21 protein-coding genes are annotated in these 23373 nt (G+C 66.6%); 8 read left to right on the forward strand and 13 right to left on the reverse strand.

The window, feature by feature from the left end:
* Positions 1–67: 67 nt before the first annotated feature.
* Positions 68–922: an ATP phosphoribosyltransferase gene (hisG, locus tag G6N32_RS16060; RefSeq protein ID WP_115321274.1), complete on the reverse strand. Its 855-nt coding sequence runs from the start codon at positions 920–922 to the stop codon at positions 68–70.
* Between the two features lie 9 nt (positions 923–931).
* Positions 932–1213 carry a phosphoribosyl-ATP diphosphatase gene (locus G6N32_RS16065; protein ID WP_115320439.1) on the reverse strand — a complete coding sequence of 94 codons (282 nt, stop codon included), beginning with the start codon at positions 1211–1213 and terminating at the stop codon, positions 932–934.
* Between the two features lie 54 nt (positions 1214–1267).
* On the opposite strand from G6N32_RS16065, the gene G6N32_RS16070 reads away from it, so the two are divergent.
* Positions 1268–1855: a hypothetical protein gene (locus G6N32_RS16070; protein WP_115320440.1), complete on the forward strand. Its 588-nt coding sequence runs from the start codon at positions 1268–1270 to the stop codon at positions 1853–1855.
* Positions 1856–1861: 6 nt separating this feature from the next.
* On the opposite strand, the gene G6N32_RS16075 is transcribed toward G6N32_RS16070, so the two are convergent.
* Both G6N32_RS16075 and G6N32_RS16080 read right to left on the reverse strand, forming a co-directional pair.
* A complete protein-coding gene (locus G6N32_RS16075; protein ID WP_115320441.1) occupies positions 1862–3328 on the reverse strand; it encodes a sugar porter family MFS transporter in 1467 nt (488 codons plus the stop codon).
* An 87-nt stretch (positions 3329–3415) separates the two neighbouring features.
* Entirely contained in the window at positions 3416–4099 is a 684-nt protein-coding gene (locus G6N32_RS16080; RefSeq protein WP_115321275.1) for an HAD family hydrolase, read from the reverse strand.
* A gap of 77 nt (positions 4100–4176) precedes the next feature.
* Between G6N32_RS16080 and gnd the strand changes: the two genes are divergently transcribed.
* Genes gnd through G6N32_RS28640 form a run of 4 tightly spaced genes read left to right on the forward strand, consistent with a single transcriptional unit; the run spans position 4177 to position 9249 of the window.
* Positions 4177–5190, forward strand: coding sequence for a phosphogluconate dehydrogenase (NAD(+)-dependent, decarboxylating) (gene gnd, locus G6N32_RS16085; RefSeq protein ID WP_115320442.1), 1014 nt, complete (start codon positions 4177–4179; stop codon positions 5188–5190).
* On the forward strand, positions 5190–6584 hold the full coding sequence (gene zwf, locus G6N32_RS16090) for a glucose-6-phosphate dehydrogenase (RefSeq protein WP_115320443.1): 1395 nt from the start codon (positions 5190–5192) through the stop codon (positions 6582–6584). The genes gnd and zwf overlap by 1 nt, the downstream gene beginning before the upstream one ends.
* The gene (locus G6N32_RS28635) at positions 6581–7645 is read left to right on the forward strand and encodes a hypothetical protein (protein WP_197935721.1); all 1065 of its coding nucleotides are present in this window, start codon (positions 6581–6583) and stop codon (positions 7643–7645) included. Before zwf ends, G6N32_RS28635 begins: the two co-directional genes overlap by 4 nt.
* Positions 7531–9249, forward strand: coding sequence for an MGH1-like glycoside hydrolase domain-containing protein (locus G6N32_RS28640; protein WP_197935723.1), 1719 nt, complete (start codon positions 7531–7533; stop codon positions 9247–9249). Before G6N32_RS28635 ends, G6N32_RS28640 begins: the two co-directional genes overlap by 115 nt.
* Here the strand turns inward: G6N32_RS28640 and metH are convergent.
* Positions 9231–12980, reverse strand: coding sequence for a methionine synthase (gene metH / locus G6N32_RS16100; RefSeq protein ID WP_419538668.1), 3750 nt, complete (start codon positions 12978–12980; stop codon positions 9231–9233). The two genes, G6N32_RS28640 and metH, sit on opposite strands and share 19 nt — an antisense overlap.
* 244 nt (positions 12981–13224) lie before the next feature.
* Between metH and G6N32_RS16105 the strand changes: the two genes are divergently transcribed.
* Positions 13225–14115, forward strand: a complete 891-nt coding sequence (locus tag G6N32_RS16105; RefSeq protein WP_115320446.1) for a PAC2 family protein — start codon at positions 13225–13227, stop codon at positions 14113–14115.
* 1 nt (position 14116) lies between these two features.
* On the opposite strand, the gene G6N32_RS16110 is transcribed toward G6N32_RS16105, so the two are convergent.
* Complete coding sequence (locus G6N32_RS16110) at positions 14117–15394, reverse strand: HNH endonuclease signature motif containing protein (protein ID WP_115320447.1); 1278 nt, start codon at positions 15392–15394, stop codon at positions 14117–14119.
* A 137-nt stretch (positions 15395–15531) separates the two neighbouring features.
* Here G6N32_RS16110 and G6N32_RS16115 point away from each other — a divergent pair, with 137 nt between their 5' ends.
* Positions 15532–16707: an acyl-CoA dehydrogenase family protein gene (locus G6N32_RS16115; protein ID WP_102809019.1), complete on the forward strand. Its 1176-nt coding sequence runs from the start codon at positions 15532–15534 to the stop codon at positions 16705–16707.
* Positions 16708–16716: 9 nt separating this feature from the next.
* Positions 16717–17820 (forward strand): acyl-CoA dehydrogenase family protein, encoded by a 1104-nt coding sequence (locus G6N32_RS16120; RefSeq protein ID WP_115320448.1) that lies wholly within the window; start codon positions 16717–16719, stop codon positions 17818–17820.
* A 3-nt stretch (positions 17821–17823) separates the two neighbouring features.
* Here G6N32_RS16120 and mshC read toward each other — a convergent pair whose 3' ends face one another.
* From mshC to G6N32_RS16155, 7 genes are all read right to left on the reverse strand, one after another.
* Positions 17824–19062 carry a cysteine--1-D-myo-inosityl 2-amino-2-deoxy-alpha-D-glucopyranoside ligase gene (gene mshC, locus G6N32_RS16125; protein WP_115320449.1) on the reverse strand — a complete coding sequence of 413 codons (1239 nt, stop codon included), beginning with the start codon at positions 19060–19062 and terminating at the stop codon, positions 17824–17826.
* 100 nt (positions 19063–19162) lie between these two features.
* The gene (locus G6N32_RS16130) at positions 19163–19924 is read right to left on the reverse strand and encodes a 3'(2'),5'-bisphosphate nucleotidase CysQ (protein WP_115321276.1); all 762 of its coding nucleotides are present in this window, start codon (positions 19922–19924) and stop codon (positions 19163–19165) included.
* A 17-nt stretch (positions 19925–19941) separates the two neighbouring features.
* A complete protein-coding gene (locus G6N32_RS16135; RefSeq protein WP_115320450.1) occupies positions 19942–20775 on the reverse strand; it encodes an Rv2133c family protein in 834 nt (277 codons plus the stop codon).
* The gene (locus G6N32_RS16140; RefSeq protein WP_115320451.1) at positions 20772–21356 is read right to left on the reverse strand and encodes an Rv2134c family protein; all 585 of its coding nucleotides are present in this window, start codon (positions 21354–21356) and stop codon (positions 20772–20774) included. The genes G6N32_RS16135 and G6N32_RS16140 overlap by 4 nt, the downstream gene beginning before the upstream one ends.
* A 54-nt stretch (positions 21357–21410) precedes the next feature.
* Positions 21411–22103, reverse strand: coding sequence for a histidine phosphatase family protein (locus G6N32_RS16145; RefSeq protein WP_115320452.1), 693 nt, complete (start codon positions 22101–22103; stop codon positions 21411–21413).
* Positions 22100–22933, reverse strand: coding sequence for an undecaprenyl-diphosphate phosphatase (locus tag G6N32_RS16150; RefSeq protein ID WP_115321277.1), 834 nt, complete (start codon positions 22931–22933; stop codon positions 22100–22102). The genes G6N32_RS16145 and G6N32_RS16150 overlap by 4 nt, the downstream gene beginning before the upstream one ends.
* A 46-nt stretch (positions 22934–22979) precedes the next feature.
* The gene (locus tag G6N32_RS16155; protein WP_115320453.1) at positions 22980–23291 is read right to left on the reverse strand and encodes a hypothetical protein; all 312 of its coding nucleotides are present in this window, start codon (positions 23289–23291) and stop codon (positions 22980–22982) included.
* Positions 23292–23373: the final 82 nt, after the last annotated feature.

The raw sequence follows: 23373 nt of genomic DNA on the forward strand, positions 1-23373 counted from the left end.
CGGTCCTTCGGGCCGGTGGCAACTAAAGGGACGCTAACACGCAGCCGCCCGCCCGGCCGGGCCAACCTCAGAAGCGGCAGAACCTGATGTCAGAGGCCAGAATCGCCTTGGCCCCGATGGCGGCAAGCTCGTCCATGATCGCGTTCACGTCGCGACGCGGGACCAGGGCACGCACCGCCACCCAGTCCGGGTCTGCCAGCGGCGCGATGGTGGGCGACTCCAGGCCGGGGGTGACCTCGGTGGCACGGTCGAGCACCGAACGCGGGCAGTCGTAGTCGAGCATCAGATACTGCTGGCCGAACACCACACCCTGGACGCGGGCCGCCAACTGGTCGCACGCGGCCCGGTTGGGGCCGTCGCCATTGCCGGCCTGTTCGATCAGCACCGCTTCCGAATCGCACAGTGTCTCACCGAAAGCCACCAGATCATGCAGCCTCAGGGTCCGGCCCGAACCGACCACGTCGGCGATCGCGTCGGCGACGCCGAGTTGGATCGAGATCTCCACCGCCCCGTCGAGGCGAATGACGGTGGCCTCGATTCCCTTGTTCGCCAAGTCTTTTCGGACCAGGTTGGGGTACGCGGTGGCGATCCGCTTGCCCGCCAGGTCGGCGACTGTCCATTCCCGCCCGGCCGGTGCGGCGTAGCGGAAGCTGGATGAGCCGAAGCCCAAGGCCAGCCGCTCGGTCACCGGGGCGTCGGACTCGGCAGCCAGATCACGGCCGGTGATCCCGAAGTCGAGCTGCCCGGAGCCGACGTAGATCGCGATGTCCTTGGGCCGCAGGAAGAAGAACTCGACGCCGTTGGCCGGGTCGATGACAGTGAGGTCCTTGGGGTCGGTGCGCCGCCGGTAGCCGGCTTCCGAGAGGATCTCGGCAGCGGACTCGGACAGTGCGCCCTTGTTGGGGACGGCAACGCGCAGCATGTCAGCCACCTAGAGCTTGGAGTAGATGTCGTCGAGGGTCAGGCCACGGGCGACCATCATCACCTGCGCCCAGTAGAACAACTGGCTGATCTCCTCGGCCAGCGCCTCGTCGGATTCGTGCTCGGCGGCCAGCCATACCTCGCCGGCCTCTTCGAGGATCTTCTTGCCGAGGGTGTGCACACCTGCGTCCAGCGCGGCGACGGTGGCGCTGCCCGCCGGTCGGGTGCGGGCCCGCTCCCCCAGTTCGGCGAACAGTTCCTCGAAGGTCTTCACGGCCTGCGATTGTTCCATGCGGGTGCAGCCGCCGTCACGGCGGTTTCCGGTCGGCCACTAGGCTGGCATCTCGTGCGAGGATCCCGGCCACTGTTCGTCCTGTGCGCCGCCGCCGTGGCGCTGGCCGGCTGCTCCAACCCGATCGTCACCACCAAAGAGACCAGCGAGCAAACGGATCCGCCACCGGCTGCCACTAGTTCAGCACGTCCCAGCAATGACAAACTGGTCAATGCGTTCGACTTCTACACCAGGACCGACGACGTCCGATCGGGCTACTACTTCACCAGCCCGAGCGGCAGCTGGCGCTGCGTGATCGTCCCCCGTACCTGGGCCGGGTGCCAGTCGAGCTCGGGGTCCGGACGCATCGGCGTGACCGGTGCGCCTGATACGGTGACCGACGCCGACGGGCAGAGCATGGCACCCAACTCGATCACGGTGTCCACGCAAGGGGATCCCCAGTTCGCCTCGGTCCCGACCGACCAATTCACCCAGCCATCGGGCGCGCCGAAGACGTTGCCGTTCAACAAAATTCTCGCGGCCGCCGGATTTCGCTGCAATGTTCAGCAGCAGACCGGCATCTCGTGCGTGAGCGAGCAGAGCGGCAAAGGCTTCACCTTTTCCAACACCGGGGCGAACTGGCAGTACACCGACGTCCCGTGACCTCGGCTAGCCGGAGCGCGCAGGCTTGTCCTCGTGCAGGACTTCGGCGTGCATGTCCTCGAGCGAGACGCCCTTGGTTTCCATGACCCACTTCCACACGAACAGCCCCGACAGGATCGCGCACAGCCCGTAGAACCCGTACGCCAGGCCCAGGTGTTCGCGCAGGCCGGGGAACGTGACCGTGATCAACCAGTTCGCCGCCCACTGTCCCGCCGCGGCCAGGCCGAGGGCGGCCGCACGGATGCGGTTCGGGAACATCTCGCCGAGCAGGACCCAGACAACCGGGCCCCAGGACATGCCGAAGGCCACCACGAAGAGGTTCGCGGCAATCAGCGCGATGACCCCGGACGCACCCGGCAGGTTCGGCTTTCCGTCCACCAGAGTCGCGTTGGCGAAGATGACGGCCATCGTGATGAGGGTGACGGCCATGCCGGACGAGCCGATCAACAACAGCGGCTTTCGGCCGATCTTGTCGATCAGGGCGATGGCGATCAGGGTGGTCGCGACGTTCACCACCGAGGTGATCACGGTGTAGATGGCCGACTGGTCGGCGTCGAAGCCCACCGCCTGCCACAGCACATTCGAGTAGTAGAAGATCACGTTGATGCCGACGAACTGTTGGAAGATCGACAGTCCCAAGCCAACCCAGACGATGCCGTACAGGCCGCCGCTCGGCTTGCGCAGATCGCGCCAGGAGGGCTTGTCCTCCCGCTCCAGCGTCTCGCGGATGCGGCTGATGGTGATCTCCAGGTTCTTCTCACCCAGCAGCATGCTCAGCACTCGGCGAGCCTCGGGGATCTTGTGGCTGGCCACCAGATACCGCGGCGACTCGGGGATGGTGAACGCCAGCGCGCCGTACAGAACCGCGGGGATCACCATCGCCAGGAACATCCACCGCCAGGCGTCGAGGTGCAGCCACAGTTCCTTGTTCGGGCCGCCTGCGGCGTGCTGGAGGAGCCAGTTCACGACGAACGACAGGAAGATGCCCGAGACGATGGCCAGCTGTTGCAGTGAGCCGAGCCGGCCGCGGATGCGCGGCGGGGAGGTCTCGGCGATGTACGCCGGCGCGATCACCGAGGCGATGCCGACGCCGATCCCGCCGACGATCCGGAAGATCACGACCGTCGTCACATTGGGCGCCAGCCCGGTGCCGATGGCGCTGATGAGGAAGAACACCGCCGCGATCTTCATCACCGAGATGCGGCCGATGCGATCTGCGATCCGGCCCGCGGACATAGCTCCGGCCGCGGCGCCGAGCAATGCCGATGCGACGGCGAAGCCGAGCTCGGCGTTACCGATGCCGAAGTCTTCCTGGATCGAGTCGACCGCACCGTTGATCACAGCGCTGTCGTAGCCGAACAGCAGGCCGCCCAGGGCGGCTACCGAGGCTATCCGAACGGCAGTGCCACCCGAGGAGAAGTCTTCGTCCTCGAGTCCTGTCGGTGAGTCGCTGGTGGGTCCTTGGCCAGCCATGAGGCGTCCTTTCCGCAGCACTGCGAAATCTGGTGGCAACTACGATTGCACAGTCGCAGCCGCACCACGCCGATATCGGTCAGCCGTTCACGCCGAGCGTTCGCCGAGCCCCAGCCGCAGGTCCGTGTAGATCTTTCGCAGCTGCGGGATGCCCACCCCGGCGAGCGACGAAACGTGCTGTCGGCCAGGGGTGGCGGGCACGTCGACTTCGTTGGGCACCACGAGCACCGGGCATCCGGCGTCCTCGGCGGCGGCGGTGCCGGTGACCGAGTCCTCGATTGCCAGACACTCGCCCGCGGCGAGCCCGAGCAGATCGGCCGCACGCAGGTAGATGTCGGGCGCGGGTTTGCCCTCGGGTACCTCGTCACCGCACACCGTGGCCGAAAAGTAGTGCCTGCCAATGCTGTTCAGTGCGTTCTCGGTCAGATCCCGGCGCGTGTTGGTCACCAACGCCATCGGCACGTCCTCGGCGCGCAGCGCGTCGAGCAGTTCCCGGGCGCCCGGACACCACGGCAGGCCGGTCGAAAACAGTTCCCCGACGTACTCGTGCATCCAGTCGGCGACCTCGGCCATGTGCCCCGGATGCGGGTCCAGACCCAGGTCGGCGAACACAATCCGGATCACCCCGTCGGCCGAGCCGCCCACCGTGGCGTCACGAACCTCCGGTGACAAGACCCGGCCGTGGCGGGTGTACAGCTCGTTGATCGCGACATCCCAGAGCTTTTCGGAGTCGACGAGAGTGCCGTCCATGTCCCATAACACCGCTCGCACGCCCACGATTGTGCCATGTACCAGGCCATGACTTCGAATCCGGCGAGTTTGCTGCGACGGATCACTAGGGTGGCGTCATGCAACTCGGCATGGTCGGCTTGGGACGGATGGGCGCGAACCTGGTTCGCCGGTTGATGCGGGGCGGACACACGTGCGTCGTGTATGACGTGAACCCCGCCGCGGTCAGCGAACTGGAAGGCGAAGGCGCCACCGGAGCGGCCAGCCTCGAGGACTTCGTCGCACAACTCGACAGCCCCCGGGCGATCTGGCTGATGCTGCCCGCCGCGATCGTCGAGCAGACTCTCGACGCTCTGATTCCGCTGCTCTCGCCCGGTGACACCGTGATCGACGGCGGCAACTCGTACTACCGGGACGACATCACCCGGGCGAAGAAGCTCGCCGAAAGTGGTCTGCATTACGTCGATTGCGGCACCAGCGGCGGTGTGTGGGGTTTGGACCGCGGCTACTGCCTGATGATCGGCGGCGAGACCGATGTGGTGGAACGCCTCGATCCGATCTTCACGACCATCGCGCCGGGGATCGGCACAGCGGAGCCCACCCCGAGCAGGCCTGCGGATGCCACCGGGACCGCTCCCGAGGGCTACCTGCACTGCGGGCCCAACGGCGCCGGGCACTTCGTCAAGATGGTTCACAACGGTGTCGAGTACGGGATGATGGCCGCGATCGCCGAAGGACTGAGCATCATCAAGCACGCCAACGCTGGCACAGTGGATCGACAGGTCGACGCCGAGACCACTCCGCTGCGTGACCCGTGGGCCTATCAGTACGACATCAACGTCGGCGAAGTCGCCGAAGTCTGGCGTCGCGGATCGGTGGTCGGATCCTGGCTGGTGGACCTGATCGCGGACGCATTCGCCGCCTCGCCCGACCTCGACCAGTTCTCCGGGCGGGTATCGGATTCCGGGGAGGGACGGTGGACGGTGCTGGCCGCGGTGGACGAAGGTATCCCCGCTCCGGTCATCACCACCGCCCTGTATGAGCGCTTCCAGTCCCGCCGGCTCGGCGAGTTCACCGACCAGATCTGCTCGGCGATGCGCAGCGAATTCGGCGGCCACGCGGAGAAGAAGTGATGTCCGACCGAAGTGGAACTGCCGCAGATGTTTTGGTGATCTTCGGCATCACCGGCGACTTGGCCAGGAAGATGACGTTCCGGTCGCTGTACCGCTTGGAACGGCGCGGCCTGCTCACGTGCCCGATTGTCGGAGTCGCGCTGGACGACTGGTCCGCCGACACCCTGCGTGAACACGCCCGCGCCGCGATCGAGGCCACCGGTGAGGCGGTGGACGACCAGGTGTTCGCCCGATTCGCGGCCCGGCTGTCGATGGTGTCCGGCGACTTCGCCGATGCGGCGACCTACGGCAAGGTGGCCGAGGCCATCAAGGGACGCAGCAATCCGGTCTTCTATTTGGAGATCCCGCCGTCGCTGTTCGGGCGTGTGGTGGACGGCCTCGCCGGTGCCGGCCTGACCGACAACGCCCGGGTCGTGGTGGAAAAGCCGTTCGGACACGACCTTTCGTCCGCGAAGGCCCTCAATGATCAGTTGAGTGCCCATCTGCAGGAGTGGCAGATCTATCGCATCGACCACTTCCTCGGCAAAGAACCGGCGATGGACATCCGCTATATCCGGTTCTCGAACTCGATCATCGAGCCGCTGTGGAACCGCGACCGGATCGAGGCCGTGCAGATCACCATGGCGGAGAACTTCGGCGTGGAGGATCGCGGCCACTTCTACGATCCGGTCGGGGCATTGCGCGACGTCGTGCAGAACCATCTGTTGCAGTTGATCGGGCTGATCGCCTCCGAGCCGTCCAGCGGTGGCCCAGACGGGTTCCGGGACAAGCGGGTCGAGCTGTTCAAGTCCATCCGTCCCGCCGACCCCGAGCACTATGTGCGCGGCCAGTACGCCGGATACCTCGAGATCGATGGTGTCGCGCCCAATTCGCAGACCGAGACGTTCACCGCATTGAAGCTCCACATCGACAACTGGCGCTGGTCGGGCGTGCCGTTCTTCATCCGGGCCGGCAAGGCTCTTCCGGTGCGCGCCACCGAGATTCGGGTGATTTTCAAGCGGCCGCCGGAACTGCCGTTCCTGCCCAAGATCGACGAGCAGAACGAGCTGATCTTCCGGATCGACCCCAACCCCGGCGTCGACCTGGTGCTCCAGGCCAAAGAATCCGGCGTCGACGCCAGCCGCGCCGTCAACCTCTGCCTGGTGTTCGCCGACGAAATGGCCGCAGCTCCCGAACCGTACGAGCGACTACTCGGAGACGCCATGCACGGCGACTCGAGCCAGTTCATCCGGGAAGACGGCGTGGAGGAGACCTGGCGGATCGTCGAGCCATTGCTGGAATCACCACCGCCGGTGCAGATCTACCAGCCGGGTTCGTGGGGACCGCCGGGAGCCGACGCGCTGGTTGCCGGATACCCCGCTTGGCGTCAGCCCTGGCTGCCAGCGCACCAGTGAGCACGGCCGAGCAGACCCGCATCGACGAGGCGCAGGCCGGGGTGGCGCCATGGCGCCGCTGGGGAACATACCTCAGCGAGCGCGCATGGGGCAGCGTGCGAGAGGACTACAGCGCCGACGGCGATGCCTGGGCCTACTTTCCGTTCGACCACGCCCGCAGCCGGGCGTACCGCTGGAGCGACGACGGCCTGGCCGGCTGGTGCGACGACGAGCAGACCATCTGCCTGGGCGTCGCGCTGTGGAACGGCCGCGACCGCATCCTCAAGGAACGGCCCTACGGGGTGGCCAACGAAGAGGGCAACCACGGCGAGGACGTCAAGGACTACTGGTTCTACACCGACAACCTGCCCACCCACGCTTATGCGTCCCTGGTCTACAAATACCCGCAGGCCGCATTCCCCTACGACGATCTGCTGCGCACGAATCAGCAGCGCGGACCCGACGACGACGAGTACGAACTGTTCGAGGCGTTGCGTGAACAATGGCTGCAGCAGCGCTATTTCGACGTCGAGGTGGTCTACGCCAAAGATGGGCCGGAGGACGTCGTCTGCCGCATCACGGTGACCAACCGCGGACCGGACGCCGCGCCGATCCACGTGCTTCCGCAGCTGTGGTACCGCAACACCTGGTCCTGGGATCCGAACCAGGACCGGCCACGGATCACCGCCTGCGGCGACGGCGCGGCGCGCACCTCGCATCCCAAGCTCGGGCAGCGGTGGTACACGGTGACCAGCTCCTGCGGGGAGACTCCGCGACTGGTCTTCTGCGAGAACGAGACCAACAACCGCCTGCTGTTCTCCTCGCCCAACGCATCGGCCACCACCAAGGACGGCATCAACGATTACCTGGTCGACGGCATCGGCGGAGCCGTCGACCCGCCGAGGGCAGCAAGGTCGCCGCGATCGTCGCAACCACTGTGCAACCCGGCGAAAGCTGCATCGTCACAGTGTGTTTCGCGACCACGGATACCGTTCGCACACCCGAGTACGCCGATGCCGTGCTGGCGGACCGCAGACGGGAGGCCGACGAGTTCTATCACCAGGTCGCGGCACCGGATCTGAGCGACGACGAACGGCTGGTCCAGCGGCAGGCCTTCGCCGGGCTGTTGTGGTGCAAACAGTTCTACAACTACGCGGTGCGGCGCTGGCTCAAAGGGGACCCGGACCAGCCGCCACCGCCACGCGAACGCTGGAGCGCGCGCAACCACGATTGGCAGCACTTCGCGATCAGCGATGTCATCCTGATGCCCGACGCGTGGGAGTACCCGTGGTTCGCCGCCTGGGACTTGGCCTTCCATTGTGTCGCGATGGCGCTCATCGATCCCGACTTCGCCAAGGCGCAGGTACTGGTGCTGCACGGGTCGACCGCACAACATCCGCACGGCCAGATCCCGGCCTACGAATGGAAGTTCGGTGACACCAACCCCCCGGTACATGCGTGGGCGGCCTGGCAGGTCTACCAACTCGATCAGCTTCGCAGCGGGGTCGGGGACTTCGATTTCCTGGCCACCGCATACCGGTCAGCCACCCTCAACGCGATGTGGTGGCTCAATCAGAAGGACGAGACCAACCGCGGTGTGTTCGGCGGCGGGTTCCTCGGCATGGACAACATCGGGGTGTTCGACCGCGACGAGCCGCTGCCCACCGGCGGGGAGCTCGCCCAGGTCGACGGCACCGCGTGGATGGCGGCGCTGATCTTCCATCTGTTGGAGATGGCGATCGAACTGTCCCAGACGGACCCGAGTTACACCGACATGTTCAGCCGGTGGGTGTGGGATGCCTGGCTGGTGGCCAACTCGCTGGAGAAGGGCACCTACCGGGTCAGCTTCTGGAACGACGAGACGAACTTCTATCACGACGTCATCGAAATGCCCGACGGGACAAGCAAATCGCTGGAGGTGTTCTCGATCCAGGCGATCGTTCCTTTGTTCGCGGCGATCGCCATCCCGACCAGTGCGACCGAAGTCACCTCGATACTGCGGAACTGCCTCGGGGCACTGGCCAAGACCTACGAGCACACCGACGACGACGTCAAGCTGGTGATGAGCGGCGGTGACGGCACGCACCTGATGATCGGCGTCATCCACGAGGACCGGCTCACGCATATCCTGCGACGGCTCCTGGACCCCGAGCAGTTCCTGTCCCCCAACGGAATCCGGTCACTGTCGCGGTACCACCGCGACAACCCGTACACCTACCACATCGACGGCACCGACTACGTCGTCGACTATCAGCCCGCCGAATCACGTAGCCGGATGTTCGGCGGCAACTCGAACTGGCGCGGTCCGGTCTGGCTGCCGACCAATTTCCTTGTCGTCCAGGCGCTGAACTCCTACGCCCGGTTCCTCGGCGATACCTACCGCGTTCCCGATCCCGCGGGATCGGCAGACGAGGTGACGTTGCACGTGGTGGCCGACCGGTTGGCCCGCCAGCTCACCGGTCTTCTGGTTCGCGACGAGAACGGCCGGCGAGCGGTGTTCGGGGACAACGAGTACTTCCAGACCGACCCGCACTGGCGCGACCTGATCCCGTTCCATGAGTACTTCGACGGCGACAGCGGCCGCGGTCTGGGCGCCAGCCACCAGACCGGCTGGACCGCGACCGTCGCTGTGCTGCTTGCGTTCCGGGGCGGCCTGTATTTCCGGCGTCAGTCCTCCGGGTTGTAGCCAAGGTTCGGCGCCAGCCAGCGTTCGGCCTCGGCCAAGGTCCAGCCCTTGCGCTTGGCGTAGTCGGCGACCTGATCCTGGGCCAGTCGGCCCACCACGAAGTACTGCGACTGCGGATGCGAGAAGTACCAGCCGCTGACCGCCGCACCGGGCCACATCGCCATCGACTCGGTCAACTCGATGCCGGTGCGCTCCTTGACGTCCATCAATTCCCAGAGCGTCAACTTCTCGGTGTGCTCCGGGCAGGCGGGGTAGCCGGGCGCGGGACGGATTCCCACGTACTTCTCGCCGATCAGCGCGTCGTTGTCCAGCTGCTCGTCCGGCTGATAACCCCAGAACTCCTTGCGGACCCGCTGATGCATGCGTTCGGCGAACGCCTCCGCCAACCGGTCGGCGATCGACTCCAGCAGAATCGCGCTGTAGTCGTCGATCGCGGCTTTGAACTCCGCGATCTTGTCCTGGATGCCGAGACCCGTTGTGACGGCGAAGGCTCCGACGTAGTCCCGGAGACCCGTTTCTTTGGGGGCTACGAAATCGCCGAGGCTCCGGTTCGGGATGCCGTCGCGGTGCTCGCCCTGCTGCCGCAGGTTGCGCAAGGTCGTGCGCACCTGGCTGCGGCTTTCGTCGGTGTAGACCTCGATGTCGTCGCCGACGGCGTTCGCCGGGAAGAAGCCGATCACGCCGTTGGCGGTCAGCCACTTCTCCTTGATCGCGGTGTCGAGCATCTGCTGGGCGTCGTCGTACAGCTTGCGGGCAGCCTCACCGGAAGCCGGGTTGTTCAAGATGTCGGGGAATCGGCCCTTCATCTCCCAGGCGTTGAAAAATGGCTGCCAGTCGATGAATTCGCGGAGCTCGGCGACGTCGTAGTCGAGAAACTCCCGTACGCCGAGGCCCTGGGCCGGCACCGGCGGCGTGTAACCGTCCCACTCGATCGGCGTCCGGTTGGCGCGTGCCTTCTCCAGGGTGAGCATCGGCCGCTCGTTCTTCTGGGCGTGCCGCTCGCGCAGGGATGCGTAGTCCTTCTCGGTGGCCTCCAGCAGAGCCGGCCGCTGCTTGTCGTCGAGCAGCGCGGCGGCGACGGGCACCGAGCGGGAGGCGTCCTTGACCCAGACCACCGGGCCGCTGCGACGCGGCGAGATCTTCACGGCGGTATGGGCGCGAGAGGTCGTGGCGCCACCGATCAGCAGCGGGATCTGCAGACCCTGGCGTTCCATTTCGACGGCGAAGTTGGCCATCTCGTCCAGCGACGGGGTGATCAGACCGGACAGCCCGATGATGTCGGCCTCGTGCTCTTTGGCCGCATCCAGGATCTTCTGGGCAGGCACCATGACACCGAGGTCGATGACTTCGAAGTTGTTGCACTGCAGCACAACCCCGACGATGTTCTTGCCGATGTCGTGAACGTCGCCCTTGACGGTCGCCATGATGATCGTGCCGTTGGTGTCCTTTCCGGCTGCGGCGCCGGAACTGACCTTCTCCTCCTCGATGAACGGCAGCAGGTATGCCACTGCCTTTTTCATGACCCGGGCCGACTTCACCACCTGAGGCAGGAACATCTTGCCCGAGCCGAACAGGTCACCGACGACGTTCATGCCGTCCATCAACGGGCCCTCGATCACCTCGATCGGGCGACCGCCCCCGGCGGCGATCTCAGCCCGCAGCTCCTCGGTGTCGTCGTCGACATGTGCGTCGATTCCCTTGACCAAAGCGTGCGTAATCCGCTCGCGCACCGGCAGACTGCGCCATTCCGCGGCTTTCGGGTCCTCACCCTTTTCCGTGCTGTTGAACCGTTCGGCGATCTCCAGCAGCCGCTCGGCCGCATCCTCGCGGCGATTGAGCACGACGTCCTCGATGCGGTCCCGCAGCTCGGGGTCGATCGAGTCGTAGGGCACCAGCGCACCGGCGTTGACGATGCCCATGTCCAGGCCGGCCTTGATGGCGTGGAACAGGAACACCGCGTGAATCGCCTCGCGCACGGGGTTATTGCCCCGGAACGAGAACGAGACGTTCGAGATACCGCCGGAGATGTGCACTCCGGGCAGGTTCTCCTTGATCCAGGCGCACGCCTCGATGAAGTCGATGCCGTAGGTCGCGTGCTCCTCGATACCCGTCGCCAGCGCGAAGCAGTTCGGGTCGAAGATGATGTCCTCGGCGGGGAAGCCGACCTCTTCGGTCAGAATTCGGTAGGCGCGCCCGCAGATCTCCTTGCGGCGCTCCAGGTTATCGGCCTGGCCCTGCTCATCGAAGGCCATCACCACGACGGCGGCGCCGTACTTGCGGCACAGTCGCGCCTCGCGGATGAACTTCTCCTCGCCCTCCTTCATCGAGATCGAGTTGACGATCGGCTTGCCCTGCACGTTCTTCAGGCCGGCCTCAATGACCTCCCACTTGGACGAGTCGATCATCTCCGGAACGCGGCTGATGTCCGGCTCGGCCGCGATCAGCTTGGTGAACCGGTCCATCGCGGCGATGCCGTCGATCATGCCCTCGTCCATGTTGATGTCGATGACCTGCGCGCCCACCTCGACCTGCTGCAGGGCTACCGACAGGGCAGTGTCGTAGTCCCCGGCCTTGATCAGGTTGCGGAACCGGGCCGAGCCGGTGATGTTGGTGCGTTCACCGATGTTGACGAACAGCGAGTCCTTGGTGATGTTGAGCGGCTCCAGACCCGAAAGCCGGGTGGCCACCTCGATCTCGGGCACCTCGCGCGGCGGCTTGCCGTCGACGACCTTGGCGATCTCGGCGATGTGGGCCGGCGTCGTCCCACAGCAACCTCCGACCATGTTGACCAGACCGGCGTCGGCGAAATCGGCGACGTAACCGGCCTGACGCTTCGGCGATTCGTCGTACTCGCCGAAGGCGTTGGGCAGACCGGCATTTGGGTAGCAAGACACGAAGGTGTCCGCGATGCGGGACATTTCGGCGAGATAGGGCCTCATCTCCGGCGCACCCAGCGCACAGTTGAGCCCCACCGCGAGCGGCTTGGCGTGCCGGATGGAGTTCCAGAACGCTTCGGTGGTCTGACCGGACAACGTGCGGCCGGACGCATCGGTGATGGTGCCGGAGATGATCACCGGCCAGCGCCGGCCACGCTCCTCGAACAGCGTCTCGATGGCGAAGATGGCGGCCTTGGCGTTCAGGGTGTCGAAGATCGTCTCGACGATGAGCAGATCGGCGCCACCGTCGACCAGGCCCCTGGCAGAGTCGAGGTAGGCGGAGACCAACTGGTCGTAGGAGACGTTGCGGGCACCGGGGTCGTTGACGTCCGGTGAGATCGACGCGGTCCGGGTGGTCGGCCCCAGCGCCCCGGCGACGTAGCGGGGCTTGTCGGGCGTGCTGAATTCGTCGCACGCCGTGCGGGCCAGCGCCGCGCCGGCATAGTTGAGCTCGTAGCTCAGTTCCTGCATGCCGTAGTCGGAGAGCGAGACCGCGTTCGCGTTGAATGTGTTGGTCTCGAGGATGTCGGCACCCGCCTCGAGGTATTCGCGATGGATGCCGGAGATGATGTGCGGTTGGGTGAGCGTGAGCAGATCGTTGTTGCCGACGAGATCGCTCGGCCAGTCGGCGAAGCGCTCACCGCGGTAACCGGCTTCGTCGGGCCGATCGCGTTGGATCGCCGTGCCCATCGCCCCGTCGATCACGACGATCCGTTGGCGTAGCGCGGCCGTCAATTCGTCGGTGACATCGGGCCGGAGGTTCGGCTCGAAGCCGTTCGACTCAGGGGTGCTCACAAACATTCCTTCCATGACGGAAGGCGTCCTTGACTCTGCCGAGCGTGGCGGATACCAGCTACTCGCCGCATCCGTTGCAACGCCTCTCGACGGTGAAAAGTCTACGTCGTCCTGCAATCGACTTCTGGACGCCCACTCCTGCAACAACGGCGTTGCGATGGCGCTTCCGTTAGCACACGTCAACACGCCAGGGTAGTCGGTCCGAGAAGGCTCATCGAAGCCGAGCAAGCCTTAGGCTGAGGTTGTGACAGCCTCGAATTTCAGCGGCGCGAAAGGCCCGGATCTGCCCGAATTGCAGAACACGATCATCGTCGCGGCTTTCGAAGGCTGGAACGACGCCGGCGACGCCGCCAGCGACGCGCTCGAGCACCTGGACGCGATCTGGGAGGCCGACACGATCGTCGAGATCGACGACGAGGCGTATTACGACTACCAGGTGAATCGCCCGGTGATCCGCCAGGTCGACGGCGTGACCCGCGAACTGGTGTGGCCGTCGATGCAGATCTCCCACTGCCGGCCGCCTGGTTCGGACCGCGACATCGTGCTCATGCACGGGGTGGAACCCAACATGCGGTGGCGCACCTTCTGCGCCGAGCTGCTCGCCATCGCCGACAAGCTGAACGTGGACACGGTGGTGATCCTCGGGGCGCTGCTGGCCGACACCCCGCACACCCGGCCCGTCCCGGTTTCCGGAGCGGCCTACTCCCCCGAATCCGCGAAGTTCTTCGGCCTCGAGGAAACCCGCTACGAAGGCCCCACGGGGATCGCCGGGGTGTTCCAGGACGCCTGCGTGGCGGCCGGCATCCCGGCGGTGACGTTCTGGGCCGCGGTGCCCCACTATGTGTCGCAACCGCCCAACCCGAAGGCCACCGTCGCGTTGCTGCGCCGCGTCGAGGACGTGCTCGATATCGAGGTGCCGCTGGGCGACCTGCCTGCTCAGGCCGAGGAGTGGGAGCAGGCCGTCACCGAGATGACCACCGAGGACGAGGAGATCGCCGAGTACGTGGCCTCCCTGGAACAACGCGGTGACGCCGAGGTCGACGTGAACGAGGCGCTGTCGAAGGTTGACGGCGACGCGCTGGCCGCCGAGTTCGAGCGGTACCTGCGCCGGCGGGGTCCGGGCTTCCGCGGGTAGCTCAGGGGTCGTCCTCACCGAGCAGTCGCTCGGGGTGGTGATAGGTGTTGGTGCCGCCGCGTAGTGGCACGTTCGGTGGCGGGATCCATTCGGTGTGGCCGTCGGGGAGTTGCCGGGTGGTCCAGCCGTGGTTCTCGACCAAGAGGTTGTCGCACTTGCAGGCCAGGGTGAGGTCGTCGATGTCGGTGCTGCCGCCGTGTTTCCAGTCTTTGGCCGCGTGGTGGACGTGGCTGTTGTAGCCGTTGACGGTGCATCCGGGTGCGGTGCAGCCGCGGTATTTGGCCAGCAACATGATGCGCTGGTCTGCTGAGGCCAGTCGCTTGGACCGGCCTAGCCACAGCGACTGCCCGGTGACGCCGTCGAAGACCGCCAGGTAGTGGTGGGCCGGGGTGGCCATCCGGATCAGATCGGTGATCGGCAGCAGGGTTCCGCCCGCGGTGACCGCGTGACCGGCACCAGCCTGCAGCTCCTGCAGGGTCGTGGTGACGATGACGGTGACCGGAAGTCCGTTGTGCTGGCCGAGTTTCGGATCCCCCAGCCTGCTCTGCACCAGAGTGGTCAGCGCGTCGTGTTGACGCTGGCTGTGGCTACGCAGATCGTCGGGTTCGGGTGCGGCGAATTTCGCGAACCACGCCTCCAGCATCGACCGCAACTGCGGATCGGCCACCAGCTTGCCCACGCTCATCCCGTCGCCGCGTTGGCCGCCGCACCACACGAACCCGCGCTTGCGGGCCCGGTCCTCCTCGGAGTACTTCCCATCGGGGTTGAGGTGGATGGCCAGCCGCTCGGCGATCTTCTCCAGCTGATCGGGCCGCATGGTCTGGGCGTGCTCGGCCAGGGTGCGCTCGGCCTTCTCGATCTCGACCGGCCCGACGTGATCGGGTAGCTCGCGCAAGAACTTCTGGATGACCCGCACATGCTCCCCGTCGAGAACCCCGGCCTCCCAGGCCTTCCCCGTCGCAGCCAACAGCGGCGGCAACTGCTCACCGGTCAACGACCGACGTGGCGCCAACTGCTCGGCATCACGCACCCGACGCTTGGCCGCCGAGCGGCTGATCCGCAACACATCGGCCAACACGACCGGCACCGGCGGACACCCCTCGTAGCGCTCCAAATGGGTGACCTGCTCGTGGGATATCGCGACCTGACGGCGCACGGCGTGCTCCAACCGTTCCAGAGCCACGAATCGCTCGGGCGGGGGCAACTCCTCGATGTCTGCGGCACCCACACGCTCGATCACCGCATCCAGCGCATCCAGCGCCTCGGTAATCGAACTCATGTTCGAATTTTATAACCAGCCACTGACAAGAATGGATCACTCAGGGGTGGTCCTGCCGACCAGTTGGTAGGGCTGCGCTACCGTGCAATGGATCGAGCAATAGATACTGCCGAGTAACAAGAATCGAGGTTGCGCTCGTGAAGCTGGCACTCAGTGACGAGGACGCAAAGTTCCGCGACGAACTCCGCGAGTTCTTCACCACCCAGGTCCCCGCCGACATCCGCGAACGGGCTCGCACGGACAGCCTGAACTTCCCCGACGACGCGATCACCACGCAGCGGATCCTCAACAAGGCCGGGCTGGGTGTGCCCAACTGGCCGGTTGAGTGGGGCGGCAAGGACTGGACCCCGCTGCAGCGCCAGATCTGGGCCGACGAGATGCGCATGGCGTGCGTCCCCGAGCCGCTGGCCTTCAACGCCAGCATGGTCGGGCCCGTGATCGCGCACTTCGGTTCGCAGGAGATCAAGGAACGCTTCCTGCCGCCGACCGCGAACCTCGACATCTGGTGGTGCCAGGGCTTTTCCGAGCCCGAAGCCGGCTCCGACCTGGCCGGGCTGCGGACCGTCGCGGTGCGCGACGGCGACGACTACGTCATCAACGGCCAGAAGACCTGGACGACGCTCGGCCAGTACGCCGACTGGATCTTCGTGCTGGCCCGCACCAACCCGGATGCCCCGAAGAAGCAGGCCGGCATCTCCTTCATCCTGGTCGAGATGAACACCCCGGGCATCACGCTGCGGCCGATCAAGCTGATCGACGGCAGCTACGAGGTCAACGAGGTGTTCTTTGAAGACGTCCGGGTGCCCGCCAATCAGCTTGTCGGCGAGGAGAACCAGGGCTGGAGCTACGCCAAGTTCCTGCTGTCCAACGAGCGAACCGGCATCGCCCGGATCGGCACCACCAAGCTGTGGCTCGCCGACGTCAAGGAGAATGCCGCCCAGACCAAGGTCGGCGCGGGCAGCCTGCTCGATGACCCACTGTTCGCAGCCAAAGTCGCCGAGATCGAAAACGAGCTGCTGGCACTGGAACTCACGCAGCTGCGAGTCAGCGGCGACGAGGGCACCGGCAAGCCGAACCCGGCCTCCTCGATCCTGAAGCTGCGCGGCAGCCAGTTGCAGCAGGCCGTCACCGAACTGGCAGTGGAAGTCGCCGGACCGGATGCGCTGCCGTTCGACGGCGGCGCCGACATCGAATCCCCGCTGTGGGCTCAGCACGCCGCGCCGAAATACCTGAACTACCGCAAGACCTCGATCTACGGCGGAAGCAACGAGGTCCAGCGCACCATCATCTCCTCGACGATCTTGGGACTGTGAGGACCGGCCATGAACTTTGATTTGACCGACGAACAAGAACTGCTCCGCGACACCGCGCGCGAGGTGTTCTCCCGCACCTACGACATCGAGACCCGCAACAAGACCGTCGACTCCGAGCTGGGCTGGAGCCGCGACGTGTGGCGCCAGCTGGCCGAGATCGGCATCCTCGGACTGGGATTCGAGCCCGAAGAATCCGGCCAGATCGAGATCATCGTCGTGATGACCGAGCTGGGCCGCCGCCTGGCACCCGAGCCGGTCGCCGCGGCCGCGCTGATCCCGGGTGGCCTGATCGCCGAACTCGGCAGCGACTCTCAGCGCGCTCAGCTCGACGAGGTCGCCGCCGGGGAACGGCTGCTGGCGCTGGCTCACACCGAGAAGGGACTGCGCGGGCTCGACGAATTATCCACGCGCGCAACCAAAACCGGTGACTCCTGGACCATTACGGGCCGCAAGAACCCGGTGTTGGCCGGCGACAGCGCCGACGCGCTGGTCGTCACCGCGACCCTGCCCGACGGCGGCATCGGCGCGTTCCTCGTCGACGCCGCGGCAACCACCCGCCGCGGCTACCGGACCTTCGACGGGCAGCGCGGCGCCGAGATCGACTTCACCGACGCCCCGGCGCAGCCGCTCGGCGACGGCGGCGATGTCAGCGATCGCATCCACGCGACGTTGATCCGCTACTCCTCAGCCCTGTGCGCCGAAGCTGTCGGTGCCATGGATGAATCGCTGCGGATGACCACGGAGTACCTGAACGCCCGCAAGCAGTTCGGCGTGCCGCTCAAGACGTTCCAGACGCTCACCCAGCGCGCTGCCGACATGTACGTGTCGCTCGAACTGGCCCGCAGCATGAACTACTACGCGGCGATGTGCATCAGTGACGGCCGGCTGGATCCCGTGGTCGCGGCCCGGGCCAAGATGCAGATCGGCAAGTCAGGCAAGCACATCGCCCAGGAGTCGATCCAGATGCACGGCGGTATCGGCGTGACCGCGGAATACCCGGTGGCCCACTACGCCGCCCGGCTGACCGCGATCGACCAGACCCTCGGGTCGGCGACCGATCAGCTGCGGTTCCTCAGCTCGCAGGTGGGCAACTACGGCGCTGTCGCTCTGTAGGAACTAGAGCGCCACGCCCAGCAGCGCGTCGACCGCGGCAGCGACCGCGGTCGGCGCGCTGTCGTCGTGACCGCCGTACTCCAGCGCGTCGGTGACCCAACCATCCACGGCGGCAAGGGCTTTGGGAGTGTCTAGATCGTCGGCAAGATACTGGCGCAGCCGTCCGACGACGTCGGCGGCATCCGGGCCGGCCGGCAAGGCCGCGGCTGACCGCCACCGGTGCAGGCGGGCGTTGGCATCGTCGAGCACCGCCTCGCTCCACGACCGGTCACTGCGATAGTGCCCCGCCAGCAAGCCCAACCGGATGGCCGCGGGGTCCACACCCTGCTCGCGCAACCGGGACACCAGCACCAGATTGCCGCGGCTCTTGGACATCTTGTGCCCGTCCCAGCCGATCATCCCCGCGTGAACGTAGTGCCGCGCGAACCGGCGCTCCCCGATCACGCATTCACCGTGCGCGGCGGAGAACTCGTGGTGCGGGAAGATCAGGTCGCTGCCGCCACCCTGCACGTCGAAACCAAACCCGATGCGGCTCAGAGCAATCGCCGAACACTCCACATGCCATCCGGGCCGGCCGGGACCGAACGGCGCGGGCCAGCTCGGCTCGTCCGGGCGGGCGGCGCGCCACAACAGCGCGTCGAGCGGGTCGGCCTTACCGGCCCGGTCCGGGTCGCCGCCGCGTTCGGCGAACAGCCGCATCATCGTGTCGCGGGCATAGCCCGATTCATAACCGAACTGGGTGGTGGCATCGGCGCGGTAATAGATGTCCGGGAACTCGTCGTCGTCGACCACATAGGCCGCCCCGGACGCCAGCATCTTCTCCACCAACTCGACCACTTCACCGATCGCGTCGGTGGCGGCGACATAGTCGCGCGGCGGCAGTACCCGCAGGGCGGCCATGTCCTCGCGGAACAACTGAATCTCCCGCGCGCCCAGCTCGCGCCAGTCCACACCGTCGCGATTGGCCCGCTCGAACAGCGGGTCGTCGACGTCGGTGATGTTCTGCACGTAATGGACCTGATGGCCGCTGTCCAACCAGACCCGGTACACCAAATCGAACGTCAGGTAGGTCGCGGCGTGGCCCAGATGCGTCGCGTCGTAGGGCGTGATGCCGCACACGTACATCGTCGCGGTCTCCCCCGGCGACGTCGGACGGACCTGGCCGTCGGCGGTGTCGTACAACCGCAGGGCCGGCCCGCGACCGGGCAGCTGTGGGATGTCGACGGCCGACCAGGACTGCATGGCCTCGACTCTAGGGGGTTCGCTGTTCACGGCGCTCTCAGGTGGTGTGGTGACCGGCTGTCTCGCGTTAGAGAGACAACGCGGCGGCATGTTTGATTCCCTAACTGGCCAGCCACATGGCATCGAGCAGGAGGTCGGCGACCTCGGCCCGGCACATCAGCAGATCGGGCAGGTAGGGGTCCGGCCGGTTGTAGCGCAGCGGCGACCCGTCGATCCGGGTGGCGTGCAGACCGGCGGCCTGCACGACCCCGGCGGGTGCAGCCGAGTCCCACTCCCACTGACCACCGGCGTGGATATAGGCGTCGGCATCACCGCGCACCACGGCCATCGCCTTGGCGCCGGCCGATCCGATCCGCAGAAACTCGATGTCGAGGCGATCCCGGAGCCGCCACAGCACCGCGGGCGGCCGGTTTGAGCTGGCGGTGATCCGAATCGGGCCGGGCGGCGGTGGCGGCGGGGTGGTCACCGTGTCGGAGCGGTACACCTCGCCCATCGCGGGCAGCGCGACGGCGGCGTCGGTGATCGTGCCGTCCGGTCCCCCGGTCCGCTGCCAGAGGGCCACGTGCACGGCCCAGTCCGTCCGGCGGGGCATGGAGAACTCGCGGGTGCCGTCGAGCGGGTCGATGATCCACACCCGGTCGGCCTGCAGGCGCTTCAGATCGTCGTAGGCCTCTTCGGAGAGCACGGCGTCGCCGGGACGCTCGGCGCGCAGCCTGCGCAGAATCAGGGCGTTGGCGCGCACATCGCCGGCGTCACCGAGCGCGGGCGGGAAGTCGAAACCGACCTCGTCACGTACCGACAGCAGCAGCCGGCCCGCCTCCTCGGCGAGAGAGGCCGCCAGCGCAGCGTCGGTCATGGTCATCAGGTCAGTATCTCCGGTCAGAAGGCCGGCCACGGAATCGGCCGGTGCCGGTCGGGTCCGGGCATGACGGGCTCGGCGACCAGCATCCGGACCCGCCGCCGCAACGCCGCCACCTCGGCCGGGCTGATGTGTTCGCGCAGCTGGTCGGCGAGCGGGCCGGCCAGCTGCTCACCGAGGTCGGCGATCGCCGCCAGTGCCTCGTCATCGATCGGCTTGCCGGCCCAGCCCCAGAGCACGGTGCGCAGCTTGTCCTGGACATGCAACGACACCCCGTGGTCGACGCCGTATACCCGGCCGTCGACGCCGGCCAGGATGTGGCCGCCCTTGCGGTCGGCGTTGTTGACGATGACGTCGAACACCGCCATCCGTCGCAGCCGGCCGTCGTCGGCATGCACCAGCGTGACGTCGTTGCCGGCGTAGTCGTACGCGCGCAGCACCGAAAGATAGCCCGGCGGAATGGATCCCGGCGGGCAGATGTCGACCAGGTCGGGTCCGTCGGATTCGGCGTCGTCGCTGTCGCTGTCGCCGGGTTGGTCGACCCACAGCTGCACCATCCCCGGGCCGGCCGGGCCGTCCCGAATGATGGTGTACGGCACGATGTTCCAGCCGAGCGCGGCCGAGACGAGATACGAGCCCACTTCCCGGCCGGCCAGGGTGCCGTCGGGGAAATCCCACAGCGGCTGCTCACCGGCGACCGGCTTGTAGACGCAGTGCACCGGGTGATCGGGCCCCGCGGGCCCGGTGGCCTCGCACAGGAAGGTGGCGTTACTCGCCGAGCGGATCCGCCCGAGGATGGTCAGCTCACCGCAGCGCAGCGCGTCGCGGGCCGAGGCCTCGTCGGCGGCGCTCACGAGTCGAAGTCGTCGTCGGACTCGCCGAACGCGCCGCGCCGATATCCGTTGGTGCGCACGCAGATGTGGCCTTCCGGGTCCAGCGGCTCGTCACAGAGCGGGCAGGGTGGACGTCCGGCCGAGATGACCCGCGTCGAGCGGGAGGCGAACTGGCGGGCCGACTCGGGCGTGAGGAAAACCCGCACCGCGTCCGGGCCCTCCTCGGCGTCGTCGAGCACCACCGACGCGTCGAATTCGACGTCGCTGACCGCCAGCAGTTCGACGACGACGGTCTGCGCCTCGGAATCCCATCCGAGGCCCATCGTGCCGACCCGGAACTCCGCGTCCACCGGCGTGATCAGGGGGCTCAGATCGTCGACGTCCTTCTCCGGCGGCAACGGGGTGCCGAACCGGCGGTTGATCTCGACCAGCAGCGCGCCGATTCGTTCGGCCAGCACCGCGACCTGTTGTTTCTCCAGGATGACGGAGATGACCCGGGTGTCGTGAACGGCCTGGAGATAGAAGGTTCGGTTTCCGGGCTGCCCAACGGTCCCGGCGACGAAGCGGTCGGGTGTACGGAAGACGTGAATTGCGCGGGCCATGTTATGTCCAAAATACCGGCTGGAAGCAGCCAGCCGTAATCGGCGGCAGCGGGTTCAGTCGGCGGTCCCACCGACGACGGCGTCCCCGGCGGTCTTGTCGTCCTCGGCCGGCGGCGGCGCACTCAGCGCCGACGCGAGCTCGGCGCCGGTGTGGTTGACGTGCACGACAAATGGCCGATACGGCGTGTAGCGGATGACACTCATCGACGCCGGATCGGCGGTGATTCGCTGGAAGCTGTCCAGATGGGCGCCGAGTGCGTCGGCGACGACAGCTTTGATCACGTCGCCGTGCGTACAGGCGATCCACAGCACGTCGTGACCGTGCTCCTCGGCGAGCCGGCGGTCGTGTTCGCGTACCGCGGCCACCGCGCGGGCCTGAACCTGCGCCAGGCCCTCACCGTCGGGGAAGACGGCCGCGCTGGGCTGCTGCTGAACCACCGCCCACAGTGGCTCCTTCACCAGATCCTTCAGCGCCCGGCCGGTCCACTGCCCGTAATCCACTTCGGCGAGCCGGTCGTCGACCACCGGCTCGAGGTCCAGCTCGGCGGCCAGCGGCTCCAAGGTGAGGCGGCAGCGCAGCAGCGGGGAGCGCACGAGTGCCTTGATCGGCAGCCCGTTGACCCTGGCGACGAGGGCGCCGGCCTGGGCCTGGCCCTTCTCGTCGAGTTCGACGCCCTCGGTCCGGCCGGCCAGTGTGTGCGCGGTGTTGGACGTCGAACGGCCGTGGCGCAGCAGGATGACGGTCAACTGGCCGCCACCACGCCTGTACTCAGAAGTGCCATCACAACCAGCGCCAGCACCACCCGGTAGCCCACGAACCAGTACATCGCGTGGGTGGCGACAAAGCGCAGCAGCCAGGCGATCGCCACATAGCCGACGACGAACGTGATGATCACCGACACCAGCAATTGCGGGCCGGAGGCACTCATGCCTTCGGTCACCGGATGGAATGCGTCGGGAAGTGAGAACAGGCCCGAGGCCAACACGGCCGGAATGCCAAGCAGGAAGCCGAATCTCGCCGACAGCGGGCGATCAATGCCAAGGAACAGGCCGGCACTGATGGTCGAGCCGGACCGGGACACCCCCGGAATGAGGGCCAGACACTGCGCGACGCCGACGATCAGGCCGTCCTTCCACGTCAGTTGCTCGACGTGGCGGGTCTGCTTTCCGAAGTATTCGGCGGCGGCGATCACAGCCGAGAACAGCAGCATAGCGGTGGCGATCACCCAGAGATTACGGACCTCGCCGCGGATCGCTTCCTTGAACGCCAGGCCGATCACCACGATCGGCACCGTGCCGATGATGACGTACCAGCCCATCCGGTAATCGATGTTGTCCCGGTGCGCCTTGACGAACAGCCCGTTGAACCAGGCCTTCAGGATCCGCCAGATGTCGCGGGCGAAATAGATGACCACAGCGGCCTCGGTGCCCAACTGGGACACCGCGGTGAACGATGCACCGGCGTCGGCGGAGAAGAAGACCCGCGACACGATCGCGAGATGACTCGATGACGAGATCGGCAAGAACTCGGTCAGGCCCTGGACGATCGACAGGACCACGACCTGCAACCACGACATCGACGCGACATTCACGTCGCCGACCGTACTGGATAGAGCTGGTGGTTCAGCGTGAAGGGCGGGCTACCGGCACAGCGTGCGCGACAGCGTCCCGCACGGCGGCGGTCAGGCTGCGCTCGTCGTCCACATCGAAGTCGGTGAGGCCGCGTGCCGCGGTGGCCACCACGTCCTCTTCGAGCGGCACCGGGCCGGCCAACCGCGGGTGGTAGACCTCCACGAGGAGCTGCCCGCGGTGCACCCGGAAAGAGAAGCTGCGACCGTCCCCGAGCTGACCAAAACCGCTGGCAAACACACCAGTGGAAATGTCCTCGATAGCGAATTCCCGCCCAGCGGACTCCCGAGTCACGGCCAGCGTCATGAGGTCACCATAACGCGAGTTACGGGACTTGAGAAGACAATCATGTCAATTTGTCTTCCCACCGCCCGCCTAGACTTCGTGA

Origin of the sequence: Mycolicibacterium aichiense, assembly GCF_010726245.1 — a bacterium.
In the GTDB taxonomy this organism is placed as follows: domain Bacteria; phylum Actinomycetota; class Actinomycetes; order Mycobacteriales; family Mycobacteriaceae; genus Mycobacterium; species Mycobacterium aichiense.

Excerpts from the sequence above, each read along its gene's own strand:
- G6N32_RS16150 (WP_115321277.1), bottom strand. The coding sequence starts at position 22,933 with ATGTCGTGGTTGCAGGTCGTGGTCCTGTCGATCGTCCAGGGCCTGACC.
- gnd (WP_115320442.1), top strand. The coding sequence starts at position 4,177 with ATGCAACTCGGCATGGTCGGCTTGGGACGGATGGGCGCGAACCTGGTT.
- hisG (WP_115321274.1), bottom strand. The coding sequence starts at position 922 with ATGCTGCGCGTTGCCGTCCCCAACAAGGGCGCACTGTCCGAGTCCGCT.
- G6N32_RS16075 (WP_115320441.1), bottom strand. The coding sequence starts at position 3,328 with ATGGCTGGCCAAGGACCCACCAGCGACTCACCGACAGGACTCGAGGAC.
- zwf (WP_115320443.1), top strand. The coding sequence starts at position 5,190 with ATGTCCGACCGAAGTGGAACTGCCGCAGATGTTTTGGTGATCTTCGGC.
- mshC (WP_115320449.1), bottom strand. The coding sequence starts at position 19,062 with ATGCAGTCCTGGTCGGCCGTCGACATCCCACAGCTGCCCGGTCGCGGG.
- G6N32_RS16110 (WP_115320447.1), bottom strand. The coding sequence starts at position 15,394 with ATGAGTTCGATTACCGAGGCGCTGGATGCGCTGGATGCGGTGATCGAG.
- G6N32_RS16120 (WP_115320448.1), top strand. The coding sequence starts at position 16,717 with ATGAACTTTGATTTGACCGACGAACAAGAACTGCTCCGCGACACCGCG.
- G6N32_RS16155 (WP_115320453.1), bottom strand. The coding sequence starts at position 23,291 with ATGACGCTGGCCGTGACTCGGGAGTCCGCTGGGCGGGAATTCGCTATC.
- G6N32_RS16130 (WP_115321276.1), bottom strand. The coding sequence starts at position 19,924 with ATGACCATGACCGACGCTGCGCTGGCGGCCTCTCTCGCCGAGGAGGCG.
- G6N32_RS16065 (WP_115320439.1), bottom strand. The coding sequence starts at position 1,213 with ATGGAACAATCGCAGGCCGTGAAGACCTTCGAGGAACTGTTCGCCGAA.
- G6N32_RS16140 (WP_115320451.1), bottom strand. The coding sequence starts at position 21,356 with ATGGCCCGCGCAATTCACGTCTTCCGTACACCCGACCGCTTCGTCGCC.